General features: G+C 42.4%; 17 protein-coding genes and 1 tRNA gene. 8 read left to right on the forward strand and 10 right to left on the reverse strand.

Going from position 1 to position 20208, the window contains the following annotated elements; translation table 11 throughout:
• Positions 1 to 14: 14 nt before the first annotated feature.
• Positions 15 to 581 (reverse strand): alkyl hydroperoxide reductase subunit C, encoded by a 567-nt coding sequence (gene ahpC / locus G7Y45_RS08960; RefSeq protein ID WP_005775969.1) that lies wholly within the window; start codon positions 579 to 581, stop codon positions 15 to 17.
• A 49-nt stretch (positions 582 to 630) separates the two neighbouring features.
• Here ahpC and G7Y45_RS20045 point away from each other — a divergent pair, with 49 nt between their 5' ends.
• From G7Y45_RS20045 to G7Y45_RS08980, 5 genes are all read left to right on the forward strand, one after another.
• A complete protein-coding gene (locus G7Y45_RS20045; RefSeq protein WP_255504458.1) occupies positions 631 to 759 on the forward strand; it encodes a hypothetical protein in 129 nt (42 codons plus the stop codon).
• Between the two features lie 783 nt (positions 760 to 1542).
• A complete protein-coding gene (locus tag G7Y45_RS08965; protein ID WP_022011904.1) occupies positions 1543 to 2010 on the forward strand; it encodes a DUF4890 domain-containing protein in 468 nt (155 codons plus the stop codon).
• A 151-nt stretch (positions 2011 to 2161) separates the two neighbouring features.
• Positions 2162 to 2716 (forward strand): DUF4738 domain-containing protein, encoded by a 555-nt coding sequence (locus tag G7Y45_RS08970; protein WP_005775973.1) that lies wholly within the window; start codon positions 2162 to 2164, stop codon positions 2714 to 2716.
• 115 nt (positions 2717 to 2831) lie between these two features.
• Complete coding sequence (locus G7Y45_RS08975) at positions 2832 to 3275, forward strand: PepSY-like domain-containing protein (protein ID WP_005775974.1); 444 nt, start codon at positions 2832 to 2834, stop codon at positions 3273 to 3275.
• Between the two features lie 37 nt (positions 3276 to 3312).
• Positions 3313 to 3813 carry a PepSY-like domain-containing protein gene (locus G7Y45_RS08980; RefSeq protein WP_005775975.1) on the forward strand — a complete coding sequence of 167 codons (501 nt, stop codon included), beginning with the start codon at positions 3313 to 3315 and terminating at the stop codon, positions 3811 to 3813.
• A gap of 103 nt (positions 3814 to 3916) precedes the next feature.
• Here G7Y45_RS08980 and G7Y45_RS08985 read toward each other — a convergent pair whose 3' ends face one another.
• From G7Y45_RS08985 to G7Y45_RS08995, 3 genes are read right to left on the reverse strand one after another with little or no spacing between them, the layout of a single operon-like run.
• The gene (locus G7Y45_RS08985; RefSeq protein ID WP_005775976.1) at positions 3917 to 5125 is read right to left on the reverse strand and encodes an L-serine ammonia-lyase; all 1209 of its coding nucleotides are present in this window, start codon (positions 5123 to 5125) and stop codon (positions 3917 to 3919) included.
• Positions 5126 to 5181: 56 nt separating this feature from the next.
• Positions 5182 to 6243 carry a magnesium/cobalt transporter CorA gene (gene corA, locus G7Y45_RS08990; RefSeq protein ID WP_005809741.1) on the reverse strand — a complete coding sequence of 354 codons (1062 nt, stop codon included), beginning with the start codon at positions 6241 to 6243 and terminating at the stop codon, positions 5182 to 5184.
• Positions 6244 to 6256: 13 nt separating this feature from the next.
• Positions 6257 to 8755 carry an endonuclease MutS2 gene (locus tag G7Y45_RS08995; protein WP_005775979.1) on the reverse strand — a complete coding sequence of 833 codons (2499 nt, stop codon included), beginning with the start codon at positions 8753 to 8755 and terminating at the stop codon, positions 6257 to 6259.
• Between the two features lie 154 nt (positions 8756 to 8909).
• On the opposite strand from G7Y45_RS08995, the gene G7Y45_RS09000 reads away from it, so the two are divergent.
• Positions 8910 to 8994: transfer RNA gene (locus tag G7Y45_RS09000), tRNA-Ser, on the forward strand.
• A gap of 186 nt (positions 8995 to 9180) precedes the next feature.
• The gene (locus tag G7Y45_RS09005) at positions 9181 to 11565 is read left to right on the forward strand and encodes a HAMP domain-containing sensor histidine kinase (protein ID WP_165016043.1); all 2385 of its coding nucleotides are present in this window, start codon (positions 9181 to 9183) and stop codon (positions 11563 to 11565) included.
• A 136-nt stretch (positions 11566 to 11701) separates the two neighbouring features.
• Here the strand turns inward: G7Y45_RS09005 and gcvT are convergent, their stop codons facing one another.
• From gcvT to G7Y45_RS09025, 4 genes are all read right to left on the reverse strand, one after another.
• On the reverse strand, positions 11702 to 12787 hold the full coding sequence (gene gcvT / locus G7Y45_RS09010) for a glycine cleavage system aminomethyltransferase GcvT (RefSeq protein WP_165016046.1): 1086 nt from the start codon (positions 12785 to 12787) through the stop codon (positions 11702 to 11704).
• A gap of 33 nt (positions 12788 to 12820) precedes the next feature.
• Entirely contained in the window at positions 12821 to 14044 is a 1224-nt protein-coding gene (pepT, locus tag G7Y45_RS09015; RefSeq protein WP_005775982.1) for a peptidase T, read from the reverse strand.
• A gap of 132 nt (positions 14045 to 14176) precedes the next feature.
• Entirely contained in the window at positions 14177 to 15583 is a 1407-nt protein-coding gene (locus tag G7Y45_RS09020) for an amidophosphoribosyltransferase (protein WP_005775983.1), read from the reverse strand.
• A gap of 83 nt (positions 15584 to 15666) precedes the next feature.
• Positions 15667 to 16029: a DUF488 domain-containing protein gene (locus tag G7Y45_RS09025; protein ID WP_032540694.1), complete on the reverse strand. Its 363-nt coding sequence runs from the start codon at positions 16027 to 16029 to the stop codon at positions 15667 to 15669.
• 520 nt (positions 16030 to 16549) lie between these two features.
• On the opposite strand from G7Y45_RS09025, the gene G7Y45_RS09030 reads away from it, so the two are divergent.
• Complete coding sequence (locus G7Y45_RS09030; RefSeq protein WP_005775986.1) at positions 16550 to 17686, forward strand: OmpA family protein; 1137 nt, start codon at positions 16550 to 16552, stop codon at positions 17684 to 17686.
• A 63-nt stretch (positions 17687 to 17749) separates the two neighbouring features.
• Here the strand turns inward: G7Y45_RS09030 and G7Y45_RS09035 are convergent, their stop codons facing one another.
• Together G7Y45_RS09035 and G7Y45_RS09040 are read right to left on the reverse strand one after the other, a co-directional pair.
• The gene (locus tag G7Y45_RS09035; protein WP_005809711.1) at positions 17750 to 18181 is read right to left on the reverse strand and encodes a Fur family transcriptional regulator; all 432 of its coding nucleotides are present in this window, start codon (positions 18179 to 18181) and stop codon (positions 17750 to 17752) included.
• Between the two features lie 2 nt (positions 18182 to 18183).
• A complete protein-coding gene (locus G7Y45_RS09040; RefSeq protein ID WP_165016049.1) occupies positions 18184 to 20130 on the reverse strand; it encodes a heavy metal translocating P-type ATPase in 1947 nt (648 codons plus the stop codon).
• Between the last annotated feature and the right edge of the window lie 78 nt (positions 20131 to 20208).

Genomic DNA, 20208 nt, shown 5'->3' on the forward strand with positions numbered 1-20208 from the left:
CATAGAATTACTGCTTAGATCTTACCGACCAGATCGATGCTCGGCTTCAGGGTTGCTTCGCCTTTTTTCCATTTGGCGGGGCAAACTTCTCCGTCGTGGGTAGCCACAAACTGTGCGGCTTCTACTTTGCGGAGTAATTCATCGGCATTACGCCCGATGTTGTTGTCCTGTATTTCGGCAATCTTGATCTTTCCTTCCGGATTTACGAGGAAGGTTCCGCGATAAGCCATTCCGTCTTCTTCGATCATCACGCCAAAGCCACGGCTCAGTACGCCTGTCGGGTCTGCCAGCATCGGATATTTGATCTTACGGATACTTTCCGAAGCATCATGCCATGCTTTGTGTACAAAGTGGGAGTCGGTGCTTACCGAGTACACTTCCACACCCATGGCCTGGAATTGCTCATACTTTTCGGCAACGTCTACCAATTCTGTCGGACATACAAATGTGAAGTCTGCCGGATAGAAGAAGAAAATAGCCCATTTTCCCTTTACGTCTTCGCTGCTTACTGTTTTAAAACTTCCGTTTTGAAAAGCCTGTACTTTGAATTCAGGCATCTGTGAGTTGATAATTGGTTCCATAATTGTTTCTTATTTAGATTCATTCTTTATTTGTTTACGTTGCAAAAGTATGGCAAAATTTCCCGTTTCAACAAAAAATCCCATTGATAATATTTATCGGCTGATAGATGAAATCTTATGGGGTATGCAGCTCCATGTGTTTTTTGCCTGGTATAAGGACGGAACGTTCATATTGTAACTTATTTCTTTAGTCCTCTTCCGGAAAGAAAGTAAAAACGCTGATTGGCTGACAAGCCCTTTGGAGATTCGGATCAAACCGGCGGGAGCGGAGTGCAAAAACTGAGTTTTTCTTCCTCAAGAAGCAGGCTTGGGCGGCGCGAAAGCCGGTGTTTTCATCCAAAAGAGCCGGTGTTTCCGGAAAAAGAAGTAAGCATTTGGTCCGAAAGACGTAAGCAACTTGAGAAAATGCTTACTTCTTTTTGGAATATCTCTATATGTTTTCTCTCATTCCATATATTGTTCCCGTTTGAGAGATGAAAAGAGAGAGATTTTTTTCTGGTTGACCTTTGATTATGAAGGTGCCGAAACAGATAAAAGGGAAGTGCCGGACTTAAATAATACCCTTTTTGTTCTTATTCTTATAGAATAAGTGTTCTCTTGCCTGAAAATAGAGATTAAAGGTGATAAAACGGAAAAGGCTGACTGGGAAAGGAGACGAAAAAAACGTTCTACTGCATTCTTGCCCGGAAAAAAGCAAATCTGGGTCCATTCGATTATCAATTTGACAGAACGGCATTTTAAAGCCTTCGCTGTGGAAAGAGGGAGGGAAGGGTGCTTGGAAGAGAAGGTGATATGAAAGCAAAGAGAGCGCAGACAGGTGTAGTCTAATCAAAATAGAAATAAGTTTGCGTTTTGTTAAAGTTGTATTCACGTTTAAACTTCTATCTGACTTTTTAGTCATATAGACAGTTGCAACAAAAAAGACAGATGATTATTTGATAATTTAAAAAAGAAAAGAACAATGAAAAGAATAAGTTTTTTGTTAGTGGCCCTTTTGATGGTAGGGGGAATGGCGATGGCACAAGGCCCGCGCAGAGGTGGTCAGAATATGGATCCGAAGGAACGTGCCGAACGCATGACTGAACGTATGGCGAAAGAATACTCTTTGAACGAAACCCAGAAGAAACAACTGTTGGAAGCCAATATGGCTCTGATGGAGAAGATGGGAACACGTCCCGGAAAGATGAAACCCGAAATGAGGCAAGGTAAGGAGGGGCAGAGTCAGGCTACTGACAGCTGCACTTGTAAACAGGATAAAAGAAAAGCTCCCCGCATGTCGAAAGAAGACAGAGAAAAGATGCAGCAGGAGATGAAAGCTTCGCGTGAGGCTTACGATGCCAGTCTGAAGAAAATAATGACGAAGGAGCAGTATGAGGCCTATACCAAGCAGAAGGCCGAACGCGGACCGAAAAGAGGAGGTAGAAAGTAAATTTCAGTATGGATGATCAGTGATGGACCGGCGTAGCGGTATAGGGCGCCGGTTCCTCACTAATTGTCAGCTACTAATTACCGAAATACTTGTATATTTCCACTGCTTTTTGTTCCTTTGCCGTACGATTTAATAAACAGATGATTCAAATATGAAAAAGCTTATTTATCTGCTTGGGTTGACAATGCTTATGGTTATCGTTGCGTGTTCCGGTACAGCTGAAAAGAAACAGAGCGATATCCGTGTCTTGATGCAAGATAGCACCGATGCACATGGCTTGCAGCGGATGACAGCCCGGAAGAGTGAGATAGATATTAAATACAAAGGCAAAGAGTACCATTCGTTTATATCCCGTACCCCTAATGATTCACTTCCCCGGGTAGTGAGCCAGATGGGAAATACATACGTTGACAATCAGATTGTTCTGAGGCTGACACGCGGGAATGAACGTATTTTTAGCAGGACTTTCACCAAGAAACAATTTGCGTCTCTGATAGGAGAGGACTTTATGGCAAAGTCCATTCTGGAAGGAATTGCTTATGATAAAACAACTCCCGAGGGATTTGTCTATGCCGCCAGTATCTGTTATCCTCAAACGGACTTGTATGTGCCCGTCTCCATTACGATCTCGACCGATGGGAAGATCAGCATGAAGAAAGAAGAACTTCTGGAAGAGGTATACGAGGAGGATACTTCTGGTCGTTAAAAAATACAAAAAGAGTTTACCCTTTTGTTTATTACCAAATCTTTCCCGATTCTATCTCGTTATTTGCAGTGTAAAATAATTCCGAAACTTATTATTTACACTAAAAATAACGATTATGAAAAAGATTCTATCTATTCTTGTTTTGGCTATCATAGCCGTTCAATTTGCGTTTGCAGGTGATATCATTACGAAAGACGTGATGACACTGCCTCTTCCGGCACGCAACTTTATTAATCAGCACTTTTCTAATCCGCAGATTTCGCATATTAAGATAGAAAATGAGATTCTGCAAACAAAGAAGTACGATGTGTTGTTGACTAATGCAACCGAGATCGACTTCGATAACCGGGGAAACTGGATTGAAGTGGATTGTAAGAAAGCCGCTGTTCCCGCATCGATTATCCCCGGCTTCGTGAAGGAGTATTTGAAGTCCAATGGATATAACTCTGAATTTGTAACTCAGATAGAGCGTGACCGCAGAGGTTATGAAGTCGAGCTTAATACGGATTTGAGTCTGAAGTTTACCAAAGACGGCCGTTTCCGTAAAGCGGAATATTGATAAATTGGAATAAACCTGTTAAAAAAAGACCTTGATTATGAAATCGTTGAAATTTAGTTTGTTGGCAGCTGTGCTGCTGTCGGTAGTGTTTGCTTTCAGTTCGTGTGGTGATGATGACGATACAGGATATCTTCCGCCGAGCCAGGCCATTCAGGATGCACTGAAGAAGCTTTATCCCAATGCTACTGCCATTAAGTGGGAGCAGAAGGGTGTTTATTACGTAGCCGATTGTCAGGCTGACGGCAGGGAAAAGGAAGTATGGTTTGATGCCAACGCCACCTGGCTGATGACGGAAACCGAGTTGAACAGCATCAATAATCTGCCCCCGGCAGTGCTGACGGCTTTTATGGAGTCGAGTTACAGCAATTGGGTGGTGGATGATGTAGCGATACTGGAATATCCGAATGAACCTTATACGGAATTTGTGGTAACCGTGGAACAGGGTAAGAAGATTGATTTATACTTTTCGGAAGGTGGCGGTTTGCTCCACGAAAAAGATGTGACCAACGGTGACGATACTCACTGGCCCAGAACTTAAAGGTTGAATCTGCCGACCGAGGCACGTGAATAGTAAAAACAAGAGGATGTGCAATCTGTGGTGAGTCATGCACACCCTCTTGCGCTTTATGGAGAATGGCCTTTTACATCGGCTTGTAATCCTTTGCCAGTCCGCCTTCGCTTGTTTCTTTATAAAGTGAAGGGAGGTCGTGGCCGGTTTGTTTCATTACCTGTATTACCTTGTCGAAAGAGACGCGATGTATTCCGTCGGTGAATGACGAGTATAGATTGGCGTCCAGTGCACGTGCGGCTGCGTATGCGTTCCGTTCGATACAGGGGATTTGTACTAATCCGCACACCGGGTCGCAGGTCATGCCCAAGTGATGTTCCAGACCCATTTCGGCGGCATATTCAATTTGCGCAGGACTGCCTCCGAACAATTGGTTGGCTGCGGCCGAAGCCATTGCGCATGCCACGCCTACTTCTCCCTGGCAACCTACTTCCGCTCCGGATATGGAAGCGTTCTGCTTAACGATGTTGCCAATTAGTCCGGCCGTTGCCAGTGCGCGAAGAATGCGCATCTCACTGAAATCACGGCTCTTGGCAAGATGATAGAGAACGGCAGGCATTACTCCGCATGAGCCGCAGGTTGGTGCCGTTACGATTTTACCTCCCGAGGCATTTTCTTCACTTACGGCAAGTGCATAGGCAAAAACCAGTCCGCGGGATTGCAGGGAAGCTTTGTATCCGGTGGCCCGAATATAATATGTGGAGGCTTTGCGTCTCAGGTTCAACGGGCCGGGCAGTACTCCCTCTTGTTCAAGACCACGCTGGACGGACTCTTTCATCGTATTCCATACTTCTCTCAGGTAGTCCCATATATCGGGATCTTCGCATTCTTTCACGTATTCCCAGTAACTCTTTCCGGTGTGTTCGCACCAATCCAGAATTTCGGTCATGCTGTTCATGCCATATACTTCCGGGCTTTCAATGGAAGCTTGTTTGTTGTCTTCGGCCAATGCACCTCCGCCAACGCTGTAAACGGTCCAGTTTTCAAGTTCGTTGCCATCAGCGTCGAGCGCAATGAAGTTCATTCCGTTGGGGTGGAAAGGTAGAAATATTTTAGGTTGCCATATAAGATCTACCGGTGCTGTCGGTTCCAATGTGTCGATGATGGCTACATCCGTCATGTGCCCTTTTCCTGTCGCTGCCAGGCTTCCGTAGAGGGTTACTTTGAACGATGCTGCTTCAGGATGTCGGGTGAGGAACATTTCTGCTGCCTTGCGAGGCCCCATGGTGTGGCTGCTCGAAGGCCCGGTTCCAATGCGATAGAGTTCTTTTATTGATTTCATATTAGCTAATTAGGTTGTTGCGCAAAGGTAATTGTTTTTTCAAGATTTTTGGTAACTTAATACCATTTCTTCTTACGGAAAAACCAGTATACGGCTGCGCCTACCAATATCATCAATATCCAGGCGTATACATATCCATACCGCCAGTCCAATTCGGGCATAATCTTGAAGTTCATTCCCCATACACCGACAAGAAAAGTCAACGGGATGAAGATGGTAGAAACAATGGTGAGCCGCTTCATGATGTCGTTCATCCGCAGATCATTGTTCGATATATAAAGGTCTACCAAAGACGATAACGTTTCTCGGCATATTTCGATTGTTTGCAATACGAATTGCAGATGGTCGTTGACATCATTGAAGAAGGCACGGTTCACTTTGTGCATCAGGGAGTTTTCCGCCCTCAACAGTTTGACGTATTGTTCTTTTAACGGAAGAATGGCTTTTTTCATCAGCATATATTGCCGGCGGAGTGCCTGTATCTGGATGCCGATGTCGTTTCCGTCACTGATGGTGAGTAGCTCTTCTTCCAGGTCTTCCAGCGAGTCGTCGATGGTGGATACGGTGGAAATGTAGTTTCCCATCACGCTGTTCAGCAAAACGCTGAGCAGGTAGTCACTTTGCCGGCTCCGGATTTTCAGTACGTCATTGTGCAGGGCGGAGGTAACGTCATCGAAGAAGTCGGTTTCATTTTCCAGAAAGGTAAGCACAAAGTTGCTCCCTTGTATGATACACACCTGTTGCTGCTCCAATTCATCCATCTCATCTTCGGGGCTTGTTTCTTCTCTGTTGTTGAAGCGGAATATTTTCATGATCAATACCGTATACTTGTCATGCTCTTCTATCTTTGTGGGATGTTCGGCATTCAGAATATCCTGAAGGGTAAGAAAGTCTATTTCGAAGTGGCTGCATATTTCGCGGATGAGCTCGGTATTCTGAAGCCCGTGTATCTGCAGCCAGTTGATTTCTTCGTGGTTGAGTGCATTGGCTACAGCCTGGAAATCGGTGCCCGATACTTCCTGCATTTCGAGGGCATTGTAGGTACACAAATGCAGGTGAGTGGGAGTCTGGCTCTCACCGGTATAAACTAATCTTTCACTTAACAGGTTATTCTTCATATTCTTTGTTCTTTTATGCCAAATCGACTACCGTGATACCTGCTCCCCCAAATTGGACATGCTCGTCGGCGAAGTGACGGATACCCGGTACGGTTTGCAGATATTGGCGGATTAGGGTACGCAAAATTCCCGTTCCGGTTCCATGCAGAATACGTACCCGGCTCATACCGACCAGGATGGCGTCATCCACAAAATAGGTAACAGCCTGTAAGGCTTCGTCCCCCCGCATTCCCCGCACATCGATATCTTGCTTGAAGTTCAGCTTCTTCTCGTACATGCTGTCCTGGGTCTGGTTGCTGACAAAAGTACTTTTAGCAGGCTCCTGTTTCTGAGGAGTTGCATTGCTTCGTTCCAACCGTTCCAGCTTTACGGTTGTTTTGATACTGCCGAAAGCTACGACTGCATTCTTTCCGTTGATCTCAAGCACTTCTCCGACAGAACTCTGCCCTTTGATGCGTACCGGACACCCTTCGGTGATGGGAGCTACTTGGGGAGTTTGCTGTGCAGCTTGTTGTTCTTTCGGAACATTCTGCTTTTTTTCTTTCTTCCGGTTTTGCTTTTCTTTCAGCTTTTCCATCTTTCGGGCTATCTTGTCCTCCTGTTCTTTGGAAGTCAGGCTGTCCATCGACTCGCGGAACTCTGCCAGTTCCTGACGGACGAGGCGTGTCTTTTCTTTTTCAGCCTGTGCCTCTTTAATGGTACGTATGGTGTTCTCGATACGTGCGTTCGATTCTTGCAATAACCGTTCGGCTTCTTCTTTGGCCTGGCGGATGATTTCCTTTCTCGACTTTTGCAACTCTTCCATTTCCGATTGATAACGGGCGATGGTTTCTTCCATCTGTTTTTCACGTTGACGGATGGTCTGGCGTTTGCCTTCCCAATAACGCTTATCCCGCACAATGTCCTGCAAGTATTTGTCAGCATTGATGTACTCGCTTCCCACTATTTCGGAAGCATCGGCAATGACATCTTCCGGTAAACCGATTTTCCGGGCTATCTCTACTGCGAAAGAACTTCCGGGATTACCGATTTGAAGTTGGAACAGTGCCTGCATCAAGTGGCGGTCGTAGAGCATAGCTCCGTTTACCACACCTTCATGGTCTTCTGCAAAGTGCTTCAGATTTTGGTAGTGTGTAGTAATAACGCCGAAAGTATGCTTTATGTTGAATCGTTTCAGAACAGCTTCCGCAATGGCCCCGCCAATCTGGGGTTCTGTACCGCCTCCGAATTCATCAATCAGAATCAGGCTGCGTTCATTGCAACTCTTCATCATGATCTTCATGTTCGTCAAGTGGGAAGAGTAAGTGCTCAAGTCGTCTTCAATGGATTGTTCGTCGCCTATATCGATGAAGATGCTGCCGAACAGACCAGCGTGGCTGCGTTCGTGCATGGGTACCAGCATACCGCATTGTAACATGTATTGCAGCAGTCCGACGGTTTTCAGGCAGACTGATTTACCTCCGGCATTAGGGCCGGATATAATGAGGATGCGCTGTTTGGTACTCAGTTCTATATCCAGGGGAACTACCTTTTTTCCGTGCTTGGCAAGGGATAATTGCAGCAGTGGATGAACAGCCATGGTCCAATCCAGTAATTGTTCGTTTTCCAGACTGGGCTTGATGCTGCTGGTTTGAATGGCAAAGTAACTTTTGGCGCGAATGAAATCGATTTCGGCCAGAAATTCGTACGATTGGAGTATCTCCGGAATGGAAGGACGCAATGTATTGGAAAATGTGGTCAGGATACGGATGATCTCGCGACGCTCGTCTCCCTCCAGTTCGCGGATGCGGTTGTTGGCTTCTACCACTTCTGCCGGTTCGATGAATACAGTTTTACCACTGGCCGATTCATCATGGACGATACCTTTGATTTTGCGTTTCAGCCCCGGGGCAACCGGAATTACCAATCGACCGTCGCGCATGGTCGGAGTAACGTCTTTATCCACATATCCGTCCGATTGAGCGTTACGCAGGATGCTGTTCAGCGAGCGTGAAATACTCCCCATCGTATTAGCCAATTCCCGGCGGATGCGTGACAGTTCGGTTGAGGCGTTGTCCTTGATTTTACCGTATTTGTCCAGAATGCCGTCTATCTTGGTGATAAGTTGCGGGAATACGGCAATATCTCCTGCGAGTCTTTTCAGGCTGGGGTAAGGGTGGTCGGATTCTTCTTCCTCGTTCCGTTGCAGAAAACGTACGATGTCGCGGATTGTCTCTAATGAACGCCGCAAGTCGAACAGTTCCTGTTCGTCCATGTACATGCCTTCTACCCGTACCCGTTTTAATGATGGACGGACATCGAAGAAAAACTGATCCGGGAAGTTATCTTCTTCTTGTATGATGCGGACAAACTCTGTGACTTGGTTCAGCAGTTCTTCAACAGTTTCAAATTGATCGGAGAAGTTCATTTCCGATACTCTCTCTTCTCCCAACGTACTGAGACATTTGTCCTTTAATAATTGTCTGATCTGGTCGAATCCTATTTTTTGCTCAAAATTCTGGGGATATATCATGTACTGTCTTATTTATCTGTATAACGCTTTAAGTTGAAATGTGCCGCAAAAATACGATTATTTCGCGAAAAAAATGCCGAAACGTTTGCAGATTTGAAAATGATTCGTACCTTTGCAGCGCTTTAAGAGAAAAGCACTATTGAAAAGTAGTTTTGGAGAGGTGGCAGAGTGGTCGATTGCGGCGGTCTTGAAAACCGTTGTACTGCGAGGTACCCGGGGTTCGAATCCCTGTCTCTCCGCAAACTTATCGGATGGTAAGTGGATAAAAAGCCTACAAGTTCACAACTTGTAGGCTTTTTACTATTTATACTTTTTATTTCCAGAACATCTGAGTGAATAAAAAGGTATAATAATGCTACCATTTTATAATCAGACATTACCGTATTGATGAAAATTATATTATTTTGACTGGTAGAAAATAAGCTATGAGACTCACAGACCCTAAATGCAAATACATTTTTGCCTTCATTCTTTTATTGGGGGTCTTCTTATGTGGGTATAATTCCAAACAGTGGTATGTCACAAATCATCGGATTAAAAAAAACATTTCTCTTATTTATTCTTGTTCAAAAGATAAAATCGGGCATGGACGCTTTGAAGAACTTGTAAAACAAGAGTTTAAAGCGCAGGGTATAGAGCCTGTGTTTGATGAATTTTACCTTGATTGTGACCGTTTCGACCAGAAAGTCGAAATGGAACATATGGGTAATTATCTTGAAATTCTGAAAACTAAGCCGATAGATCTTATTTTAGCGGTAGGGGACCAAGCTGCTTTTTCTTTGTTATCGACCCGTCATCGCCTTCTCTATTCTATTCCTGTGGTAGCCTGCAACGTGCATTTCCCTGATGAAAATCTTATAAAAGAGTATGAATCCAGAAAGGTATATGTGTTGAGAGATACTCCGGACTTTAAACGCAATATGGATTTTATAAAGTCTTTGCAACCCCATGTAAATATGGAGATTGTTTATAATATTGATTTAACTGCTCTTGGGCATAAATCTTTTGACTTGCTGAATCGGGTTATCGACAGAAAGAATGTGCAGATTTGGGGGCATAAGTCAGCGTTTTCTATGGAGTATGAATACAAGGAAATGAGAGAAATGATAGAGTATTACAGTCTGATGCCTGCTGTCGCAAATCATAAATCAGAAAAGGAGGAACTGACTGTGAGCCTCTGCCCTTTCCGGTACATAAAAGGTGCTTCTTTGCTTGTTATGATGGAAAATTCGAAATGTGAGCAAGAGAGGAAGGCATTCTTACTTGATAAATTTGATCTGGTATCGCTTCCGATAGTAAATGCTCTGAATATACCTTCTTTCAGTTGTGTACGCGAGGGATTTGGAGATGGGAGTAAAATTGTAGGTGGTTATATGGCTACTGAAGAGATCTCTGCACAAGCTGTTACCGGTTTATCCGTCCGGCTAATGAATAAAGAGAAAATAGGTATGCCTAAGATAAGGGATCTGGAGAAAGAGTATGTGCTGGATTGGAGTGTCTTTTCGTCCTATAATGGTTATGATATTGGAAATGTGGCAAAGGATGTGCGTATTATTAATTATCCGTTCTATGACCATTACCGAAAGGAGGTTTATTTATTGGGTGTGCTATTTATTCTTGCATTCATTTTCATATCAATCAGCCTGTTGCGTACACGCCGACGTTCTCTGATAGAACGTAAGAACTTACAAATATTGGAAGAAGCACACAAACGGTTGACTCTTTCTGCCGACGGAGGGCAGATTTCATTATGGAATATGCAGGGAGATGACATTGAGTTTGATGATAATTATACGCGTCTGACAGGTATGGGAAAAAGAAGGGTTAAGAGAAGCACCTTTTTAGAGTATGTACATCCCGATGATTCTCAGTTATTGAGTTCTTTTTACGGAGCACTTTACAAATCTCCGGGCATGCAAATACAACGGGCACGTTTTTGTTTTGATGAAACGGAAGAATATCAATGGTACGAATTGCGCTGCCGGAGTCTGAAAGATGTAGAAGGCGAGATGATGCTGGCAGGTATCATGCAGAATATTCAGGAGGCGGTAGAACGTGAGCATCAGTTGATTCTGGCTAAACAAATGGCTGAGAAAGCTGAATTGAAACAATCTTTCCTTAATAATATGAGTCATGAAATTCGTACCCCGCTCAATGCAATTGTCGGATTTACGAATGTGTTGATAGGCGAAGGTTCTGAAGAGATAGATCCGGATGAAAAGGCAAGTATGCTTGATATCATCAATCATAATAATGAATTGCTTTTGAAGCTTATTAATGATGTGCTGGAAATATCCCGTCTGGACTCCGGAAGTCTGGATTTCGAAATAAAGGAATGGGATATGACAGAGATTATGAAAGAGATTTATCTGACGTATCAGCCGTTAATTCAGCCTTCCTTGCAGTTTCATCTTGAATTGGGTAATCCGGTTCCTTTACTTGTGCATATTGATCGTTTCCGTTTTACTCAGGTTATCTCCAACTTTTTGAATAATGCAAATAAGTTTACTCAAAATGGTCATATAACATTGGGATGCAAAGTGGACGAAGAACATCATGAAGTTTGTATATATGTAAAAGATACCGGTAAGGGAATCGATGAAAAGGAACTTATGATGATTTTTGACCGTTTTTATAAAACAGACGAATTTGAACAGGGAAGCGGTCTTGGACTTGCTATTTCTAAAGTTATTATCGAGCGATTGTCAGGGCGTATAGAAGTGCATTCAGAGAAGGGGAAAGGCAGCTGTTTTGCAGTGATTTTATCATTGGCGGATGTACGGAAGGATCATTTGGATGAGCTTTTATAAAGTGTCGTGGTGGGTGATCCGCTTGATCTGCTTCAGCGGGGCCGGTTTCATGATAGTGTGCCCCCTGTACTTACATAAAAATCCCCCTCTGTCCTTTGAGGCAGAGAGGGATTTCAACTTATTATTTTCTCAATGTTTATTTACGGAAAGGCGGTTTTACTACCACAGCTTTCAGCTTACGGCCACGCATATCGATGCATATCTCCGTACCGACCTTGCTATATTCAGGCTTTACATATCCCATGCCAATACCGATTTTACGGGTTGGAGACATTGTGCCTGAAGTCACAATCCCGATCTTATCACCTTCGGCTGTTACCAGTTCGTAACCATGTCGGGGAATACCACGGTCGATCATTTCAAAACCTATCAGTTTGCGGACTGTGCCCTCAGCCTTCTGTTTTTCAAGCATTGGGCGATTTGTAAAGTTCTTGCCATCCACGAATTTAGTAATCCAACCAAGTCCGGCTTCAATAGGAGAGGTAGTGTCATCCAGATCATTGCCATACAGGCAAAATCCCATTTCAAGTCGAAGTGTGTCACGTGCGCCAAGTCCTATCGGCTTAATGCCAAACTCGGCTCCTGCTTCGAAAACGGCATTCCAGATCTTTATGGCAGCATCAGGATAGAAATAAAGTTCAAATCCACCGGCTCCGGTATATCCCGTGTTAGAAATAATCACATTTTTCTCACCGGTAAACTCACCAACCTTAAATGTATAATAAGGAATATCGGAAAGGTTGATGTCTGTCAACTTTTGCAGAGCTTGAATAGCTTTCGGACCTTGTACGGCGAGTTGCGCCATATTATCAGAAGAATTTTCCAGTTCGGCTCCTTCTGTATTGTGAGAGACGCACCAATTCCAGTCTTTCTCTATGTTTGAAGCGTTGACAACCAATAAATACTTTTCCGGTTCATATTGATAGACCAGCAGGTCATCAACAATACCGCCGTCTTCATTCGGAAAACAGGTATATTGAATTTTGCCCGGCACCAAAGCTGCCACGTTATTTGAGGTCACTTTCTGCAAAAAAGCCAATGCATGAGGCCCTTTCACCCAAAATTCACCCATGTGGGAGACATCGAAAACACCGACACTATTACAGACAGTAAGGTGTTCGTCAATGATACCGGTGTATTCAATAGGCATGTTATATCCTGCAAACTCGTGCATCTTAGCACCAAGTGCGATATGTTTCTCGGTAAATGGAGTGGTTTTCATGAAATGAGAATTTAAGAATTATATAAATAATGATTATTTAGAAGCTACAAGTTCAGCAATCTTCACAATGACTTTCATTGCCTTTTCCATGTTCTGGATCGGAACAAATTCATAGCGGCCATGGAAGTTCAGCCCACCTGCAAAGATGTTAGGACAGGGTAAACCTTTGAATGACAATTGGGCTCCATCCGTTCCTCCACGAATTGGTTTCACATTCGGCTTCACGCCTACAGCCTCCATTGCGGCAAAAGCAGTATCGATAATATGCATCACAGGCTCAATCTTTTCTCGCATATTATAGTATTGGTCACGCAACTCAAGAGTGGCGGTACCTTTACCAAACTCTGCGTTGATCTTGTTTACCAGATGCTCTATTTCTTTCTTGCGATCTTCAAATTTATTGCGATCATGGTCACGAATGATATAGGATACAGTACTCTGCTCTACATCCCCCTGGATACCGATAAGATGATAGAATCCTTCGTATCCGGAAGTATGTTCCGGAGTTTCATGCCGGGGAAGCATGGTGATGAATTGATTGGCTATGCGGATAGAGTTAATCATTTTATGTTTCGCATATCCCGGATGTACATTACGTCCCTTAAAAATGATTTTGGCAGCAGCGGCATTAAAGTTTTCAAACTCCAATTCCCCGACTTCTCCTCCATCCATCGTATAAGCCCATTCACATCCGAATTTCTGAACATCAAACTTATGGGCACCTTCACCTATTTCTTCATCCGGATTGAAACCGATCCGGATTTTGCCATGTTTAATTTCGGGATGTTCTTGCAGATAGACAACGGCTGATACAATCTCGGCAATACCTGCTTTGTCGTCTGCTCCTAATAAGGTTTTACCATTGGTGACAATCAGATCTTCTCCTTTGTGATCAAGCAATTCGGGAAATTGAGCCGGTGAAAGCACAATGTTTTCTTCGGTACAGAGTACAATATCCGAACCATCATATTTTTCTACAATGCGTGGAGTTACATTTTTTCCACTCATGTCGGGACTCGTATCCATATGTGCTATGAAACCGATAACAGGTACTTCCTTGTCTGTATTGGCCGGCAATGTTGCAAAAAGATAACCGTTTTCATCCAATGTTATATCTTCTAACCCCAAAGACTCTAATTCGGACTTTAGATATTCGGCAAATACCATCTGTCCCGGAGTACTGGGAGTAAGTCTTGTCAGTTCGTCCGACTGTGTGTCAAAGCTTACATACTTTAAAAAACGTTCTACTAAATTCATATCATTAAGAATTAATAATTTGCTAATCTATTATTTTTCACGCCTGTAAAGGTAAAAAAAGAGCCGTGAACTGCCAAGCAATTCACGGCTCTTTTTTAATACATTATTCTATATTTAGTCACTAATAGCTACTTAGAAACAGCTGGAGCCATCGAAACAATGGGTGCAGACCTTACATTTTGGCAGTCCGATAGCTTCAATTAGTGTTTCAATCGTATTGAATTTGAGGGAAGAAAGTCCAAAACGCTCAGCAATAATACTTACCATTTTTTCATATTCCGGTGAACCGGTAGTAGCATATTTATCCAGGTTTTTGTTTTCATCTCCTTCCAAGTCTTTTATTATTTGTCTGGTGATCAGTTCCATATCTGATTTTGAAGCAGTAAACCCAATAAAGGGACAGCCATAAATCAGCGGTGGACATCCAATACGCATATGTACTTCTTTTGCACCATAATCAAAAAGTATTTTCACATTATCGCGCAACTGCGTACCGCGTACAATGGAGTCGTCACAAAAGATGATACGCTTGTCCTGAAGCATTGCACGGTTAGGTATTAATTTCATCTTTGCCACCAGAGAACGTAATTCCTGCTTACTCGGAGTAAAACTACGAGGCCAGGTGGGAGTATATTTAGTAATGGCTCTATGATAAGGAATCCCTTTCCCTTCTGCATAACCTAACGCCTGTCCAATACCCGAATCCGGGATTCCACAAACGCAATCGGCGTCAAAATTATCTTGTTCTCCCATTTTCATTCCGCTCGTGAAACGCACCTCCTCTACATTACGGCCTTCATAGCATGAATTGGGAAAGCCGTAATATACCCAAAGGAATGAACAAATCTGCATTTTATCGTTAGGCTTACGGAGTTGTTCTAAACGGTCGGCGTGCATACGGACAATCTCACCGGGACCCAAATAACGTTCTATTTCAAAATCAAGATTCGGAAAACTGTTGGATTCACTGGTAGCAGCATAAGCCCCCTCTTTTTTACCGATAATTATAGGAGTACGTCCCCATTTGTCACGTGCGGCAATCACTCCATCTTCTGTTAACAGAAGCATGGAACACGATCCCTTGATATGGTTATATACGTTTTCAATCCCTTCAACGAAGTTTTTTCCTTGAATAATCAATAAAGCAATAAGTTCAGTCTGATTGGTGTTACCCGAACTAAGTTCGGCGAAATGCATGTTTTGTGAGAGTAGTTCCTCTTCAAGTTCTTTGAGGTTGGTGATCTTTGCGACTGTAACAATGGCGAATCTGCCAAGATGTGAATTGATAATAATGGGTTGTGCGTCTGTATCACTGATAATGCCTATACCGGCATTTCCTTTAAATTTATCAAGTTCCTCCTCAAACTTAGTCCGGAAATATGAACTTTGTAAATTGTGGATCGAACGGATAAATCCTTGTTCTTCACTATATGTCGCCAGTCCTCCCCGTTTTGTTCCCAGGTGTGAGTTATAGTCTGTGCCGTAGAATAAATCGGTCACACAGCTCGTTTTCGAGACTGTTCCGAAAAAACCTCCCATATGATTCTTTTTTGATGTTGTTTTTAAAAAGATGGCGCAAAAGTACAAAAAAGATTCGTGTTGGCATAGGTTTCTATAAGAAATCAGTTTTTCAGGCGATCCTCCAGAAACGCCTGTAAAATACGGGCATGATTATAAACCGGTTCCTTAGAAGCATATAAAAGAGTGACTGTTTTATAAGGATGTATCCGGACTAAAAAATCAGCTACTTTATCGGAGGTTTCAAGCTCTTTCCGGTACATTGCCGCAAATTCTTCCCAATGTCCTGAGATATCTCCGTGAAACCATTTTCTCAAATCGGAAGAGGGAGTCAGTTCCTTCGCCCAATAATCATACTTTAAATATTCTTTTTTCATTCCACGAGGCCAAAGCCGGTCAACCAGTACACGATAGCCATCCTGTTCCGAAGGATCTTCATATACACGTTTAATTCTTATCTGATTCATATCAATGATCTTTTGATTATAATAACTTAATAGAAATAGAAAAAGTTTATGGAAGAAAGGACAAATCATAATACCTTAAGAAAATGTGAGTTTTAAAATATAAACATTGTAAGTACATCGTTCTTCAAGTGGAGATTGATAAGAGAAGTTATGAAAGATGAAAATCGGAACATAAGGAATTAACAAACCATTCATTTTGTTTGTAGAGCTTCATATTGGTATTATACCTATTTAATTATTATAATCTGCTGAGAAACAATTTTATGTGAATAGCTCTGCAAAGCGATCTAAACGCTCTTTTTCTATTCCAATTATAAATACCTATTTTACAAAGGTTTGCATTTAATTCAAAATTTACTTCCCAGAAATAGGCTTGCGGAAATTTGCAAGCTACAAAAATAAATTATATTTTTGCGGCTGTTTTTGCAAAACCGGTTTACATGAATCGGATCGATAAAACAATTATTGGCGAATAATTAACTATTAATGTTTAACCAAACCAATTTAAAATTTAGAAAAAATGAAGAAAAGTATTATTATGTTTGCATTAGCAGCATTGATGAGCACAAGCGTTTTCGCTCAAAACAATGATGCAGAACGCCTTCCGGGGTACAAAACAACTTTCGAAGGTAATGGATTTTGGAATAATTGGTATATGTCTTTAAACTTTGGTGCGCAGTCTCTCTTCGCTGAAAACTCTAAAGATGCAAAATTCAGAAACACTATAACTTTTATGCCGACTCTTTCGGTAGGTAAATGGTTCAACCCTTATTGGGGAGTTCGTTTGCAGGGTACAGGTGGCTCATTGCATGGATTTACATCTGGAGCTAATTCAATGTTACATTATCAATATGGTGCCGTTCATGCAGACTTTATGTTTGGACTGATCAATTTCTTCGCTCCTTATAAAGAAAATCGTCGTTTTGACATCGTTCCTTTTGCAGGTATCGGTGGAGCATTCATCCGCAAAGGTGACCAGTCATTTACAATCAATGCAGGTATTCAGGCACGCTACCGTATTTCAAAGCGTTTCGATATCAATGTTGAATACCAGGGAGCTATTTTAGACGACGATATGGTAGTTCGCGGCGGTTTCCCGAACGATGGAATCAGTGGGCTGACAGCCGGCGTTACTTTCCGTTTCGGAAAAACCGGTTTCAAGAAAGGTTACTCTTCACGTCAGTACAATGCAATTAAGAGCAACTATTCTGACTTAGAGGCAAACTATACTTCTTTGAAAAAAGAAAATGCTGCACAACAAGCCGAAATAGCTGAGTTGAAAGCACGTAAGCCGGAGGTTATCAAAGAAGAAACCGTAATCGATAATTCAGAAATCAAGGCTCTCCCAAGTACTATCACTTTCCCGTTCAACAGCAGTAAAATTGAACTCTCACAGGAAGTAAGTATCTTCAATATTGCTGAATTCTTAAAAGCAAATCCTGAAATCCGTGTTCGTCTGACTGGTTACGCCGACAAACGTGGTTCGGAACAAGCTAACAGAATTGTTTCTGAAAGACGTGCCAATGCAGTGACAGAGGTATTTGTCAATAAGTACGGAATTGCTAAAGATCGTATCACTACAGAATTCAAAGGTACCAGCACTAAATTTGAAAATGATGACTGGAACCGTGCAGTAGTTGTGGAATTGATTAAGTAATAACAATTATACTACCTTTTTTAAGAAGGCGCATTGATAGATCATATCAATGCGCTTTTATTTTTAATGGCCTTTTTTCAGCTCTGCCGCACATTCCGCGCAACATCCTTTTAATACATAATTTATGCTTCGTACGGCAAATCCTTCAGGCAAATCTACTACGGGGACATGAATGTTTTCAAGGCAGAAAGTCTTATGGCAATATTCACAGTAAAAGTGCGTATGCAAATCTTTCACGGCACAAGTACATTCACTGTCACAAACCGCATATTTTAAAGATCCTGTACCATCATCTACGCTATGTGCCAGATGTTGGGAAACAAACAGGGTAATCGTTCGGAATATGCTCGACTTATCCACAGTATCCAGTTTGTTCTCCAAATCAAGAAGTGAAACAGCTTGTTCCGCATCTATCATAGCTTTTAAAACCAGCATCCTTATGGCAGTAGGTTTTATTCCTCTCTGTTCTAATATCTTCAAACACAAATTTTCCATTCTCATTTAATCATTTTCTGTATACGAATAGCATTCACTATGGCAATCAATGTCACACCTACGTCTGCGAAAACTGCTTCCCATAAAGTTGCAATACCACTTGCTCCCAATACCATTACCAGCAATTTTACTCCAAATGCCAGCGATACATTCTGCCAGATGATGCGGCGCGTACAACGTCCGACCTTTATGGCAGTCGCCACTTTCGAAGGTTGATCTGTCTGGATAACCACGTCTGCGGTTTCAATAGCGGCATCACTTCCTAACCCTCCCATCGCAATACCTACATCACTTAAGGCAAGTACCGGAGCATCATTCATTCCGTCACCGACAAAAGCAATCCGGTTATCTTTGTTTTCCTTCAGCTTTTCCATATGCTCTACCTTTCCTTCCGGTAGCAGATCACCATACGCCCGGGTAAGTCCCAGTTTGTTTGCAAAAATGCTAACAATACTCTGTTTATCACCTGACAAGATCTGAATATTCTTAATATTTAACTCTTTAAGTGATCTGACAGTATCTGCTGCATCGTCCTTTAACACATCGGACAATGTAATGTAACCTATATATTTATTTCCGACAGCACATACGACTGTTGTTTCCGTTATCGAAAGAATATACGCCGGAAACTCAATGGAATATTTCGACAACAATCTGGCGTTACCGACCAACACTTTTTCTCCGTCAACCTCAGTCATTAACCCATAACCTGCAACCTCTTCTATATTCTCAGCAGCAGTAAGGCCAATCTTTTTCTTTTCGGCATAACTAACAATAGCTTTGGCTATCGGATGAGTACTATTTTTCTCAACGGAAGCTATTATACGTATCAGTTCTTCTTTTGAAACGCCTGGAATAACTTCACAGGATTCCACTTCAAAAACTCCTTTAGTCAGAGTACCTGTTTTATCAAATACGACTGTATTGACACGGGTTATGGCATCCAGATAATTTCCACCTTTGAACAAAATACCTAAACGGGAGGCTGCTCCGATTCCTCCGAAATATCCTAATGGAATACTGATAACCAATGCACACGGACATGAGATTACCAGAAAAACCAATGCTTTATATAGCCAATCATTAAAAACAAATCCGAATAACGGGTTTATGAATGAATAGATATATGGGATCAGCACAATCAAAAAGGCAAGGCCGATAACAATAGGGGTATATATACGGGCGAATTTTCTAATAAACAATTCGGCCGGTGCTTTACGTTCAGAAGCGTCCTCTACAAGTTCCAGAATACGAGCCAATGCGCTTTTATCAAAAGGCTTTGTCACCTTCATCCGGATCACTTTGTCTGTAACAATCATACCGGCAAGTACCTCCTCACCCTTGCGAATATCTCGTGGAACACTCTCTCCGGTAAGGGCCGCTGTGTTGAATGCTGCTATTTCGTTAAGCATAATTCCATCCAACGGTACACGTTCACCGGCTTTTATTTCGATAATTTCGTTTATAAAGACTGACTTCGGATTGACTGTAACGATCTCGTTCCCTCTCACTACCATTGCCTTTTCGGGTCTGACATCCAACAAGGCACTGATATTACGTTTAGCCTTGTCTATTGCTCGATCCTGAAATAATTCACCAACTGAATAGAACAGCATGACAGCAACTCCTTCCGGATATTCCCCGATATAAAAAGCGCCTAATGTTGCGACTGACATCAACGTAAACTCACTGAAGTAATCTTTCTGGAGAATACTTTCCCATGCTTCCTTTATCACAGGTAAGCCGACAGGCAGATAGGCCAATACATACCAAATCAAAGAAACTGTATTTTCCTTGAAAAAAGCAATATCCAGTTGATTCATTATACCGCCTGCTACCAACATCACCAATGAAAGCATTACTTTCCAATATTCGCCTATGAAGCCATTTGCTTCCTGGCAATTTCTGACCCGCATATTTGCATTCGTTTCACATTTGCATTGTCCCATAATCATGTTTATTATTAGGTTTATGATGCAAAGGTAGCGGATTGCAGGTGCAACAAAGTTGCAAAAACTCAACCGAAA

The sequence above is a fragment of the Bacteroides sp. ZJ-18 genome (assembly GCF_011038705.2).
Taxonomy (GTDB): Bacteria; Bacteroidota; Bacteroidia; order Bacteroidales; family Bacteroidaceae; genus Bacteroides; species Bacteroides hominis.

Coding starts and splice junctions, on each gene's coding strand:
- G7Y45_RS09030 (WP_005775986.1), top strand. CDS start 16,550: ATGAAGAAAAGTATTATTATGTTTGCATTAGCAGCATTGATGAGCACA.
- pepT (WP_005775982.1), bottom strand. CDS start 14,044: ATGAATTTAGTAGAACGTTTTTTAAAGTATGTAAGCTTTGACACACAG.
- G7Y45_RS09035 (WP_005809711.1), bottom strand. CDS start 18,181: ATGGAAAATTTGTGTTTGAAGATATTAGAACAGAGAGGAATAAAACCT.
- ahpC (WP_005775969.1), bottom strand. CDS start 581: ATGGAACCAATTATCAACTCACAGATGCCTGAATTCAAAGTACAGGCT.
- G7Y45_RS09020 (WP_005775983.1), bottom strand. CDS start 15,583: ATGGGAGGTTTTTTCGGAACAGTCTCGAAAACGAGCTGTGTGACCGAT.
- G7Y45_RS20045 (WP_255504458.1), top strand. CDS start 631: ATGGCAAAATTTCCCGTTTCAACAAAAAATCCCATTGATAATATTTAT.
- G7Y45_RS09005 (WP_165016043.1), top strand. CDS start 9,181: ATGAGACTCACAGACCCTAAATGCAAATACATTTTTGCCTTCATTCTT.
- G7Y45_RS08985 (WP_005775976.1), bottom strand. CDS start 5,125: ATGAAATCAATAAAAGAACTCTATCGCATTGGAACCGGGCCTTCGAGC.
- G7Y45_RS08980 (WP_005775975.1), top strand. CDS start 3,313: ATGAAATCGTTGAAATTTAGTTTGTTGGCAGCTGTGCTGCTGTCGGTA.
- G7Y45_RS09040 (WP_165016049.1), bottom strand. CDS start 20,130: ATGGGACAATGCAAATGTGAAACGAATGCAAATATGCGGGTCAGAAAT.
- G7Y45_RS09025 (WP_032540694.1), bottom strand. CDS start 16,029: ATGAATCAGATAAGAATTAAACGTGTATATGAAGATCCTTCGGAACAG.
- G7Y45_RS08965 (WP_022011904.1), top strand. CDS start 1,543: ATGAAAAGAATAAGTTTTTTGTTAGTGGCCCTTTTGATGGTAGGGGGA.
- gcvT (WP_165016046.1), bottom strand. CDS start 12,787: ATGAAAACCACTCCATTTACCGAGAAACATATCGCACTTGGTGCTAAG.
- G7Y45_RS08970 (WP_005775973.1), top strand. CDS start 2,162: ATGAAAAAGCTTATTTATCTGCTTGGGTTGACAATGCTTATGGTTATC.
- G7Y45_RS08975 (WP_005775974.1), top strand. CDS start 2,832: ATGAAAAAGATTCTATCTATTCTTGTTTTGGCTATCATAGCCGTTCAA.
- G7Y45_RS08995 (WP_005775979.1), bottom strand. CDS start 8,755: ATGATATATCCCCAGAATTTTGAGCAAAAAATAGGATTCGACCAGATC.
- corA (WP_005809741.1), bottom strand. CDS start 6,243: ATGAAGAATAACCTGTTAAGTGAAAGATTAGTTTATACCGGTGAGAGC.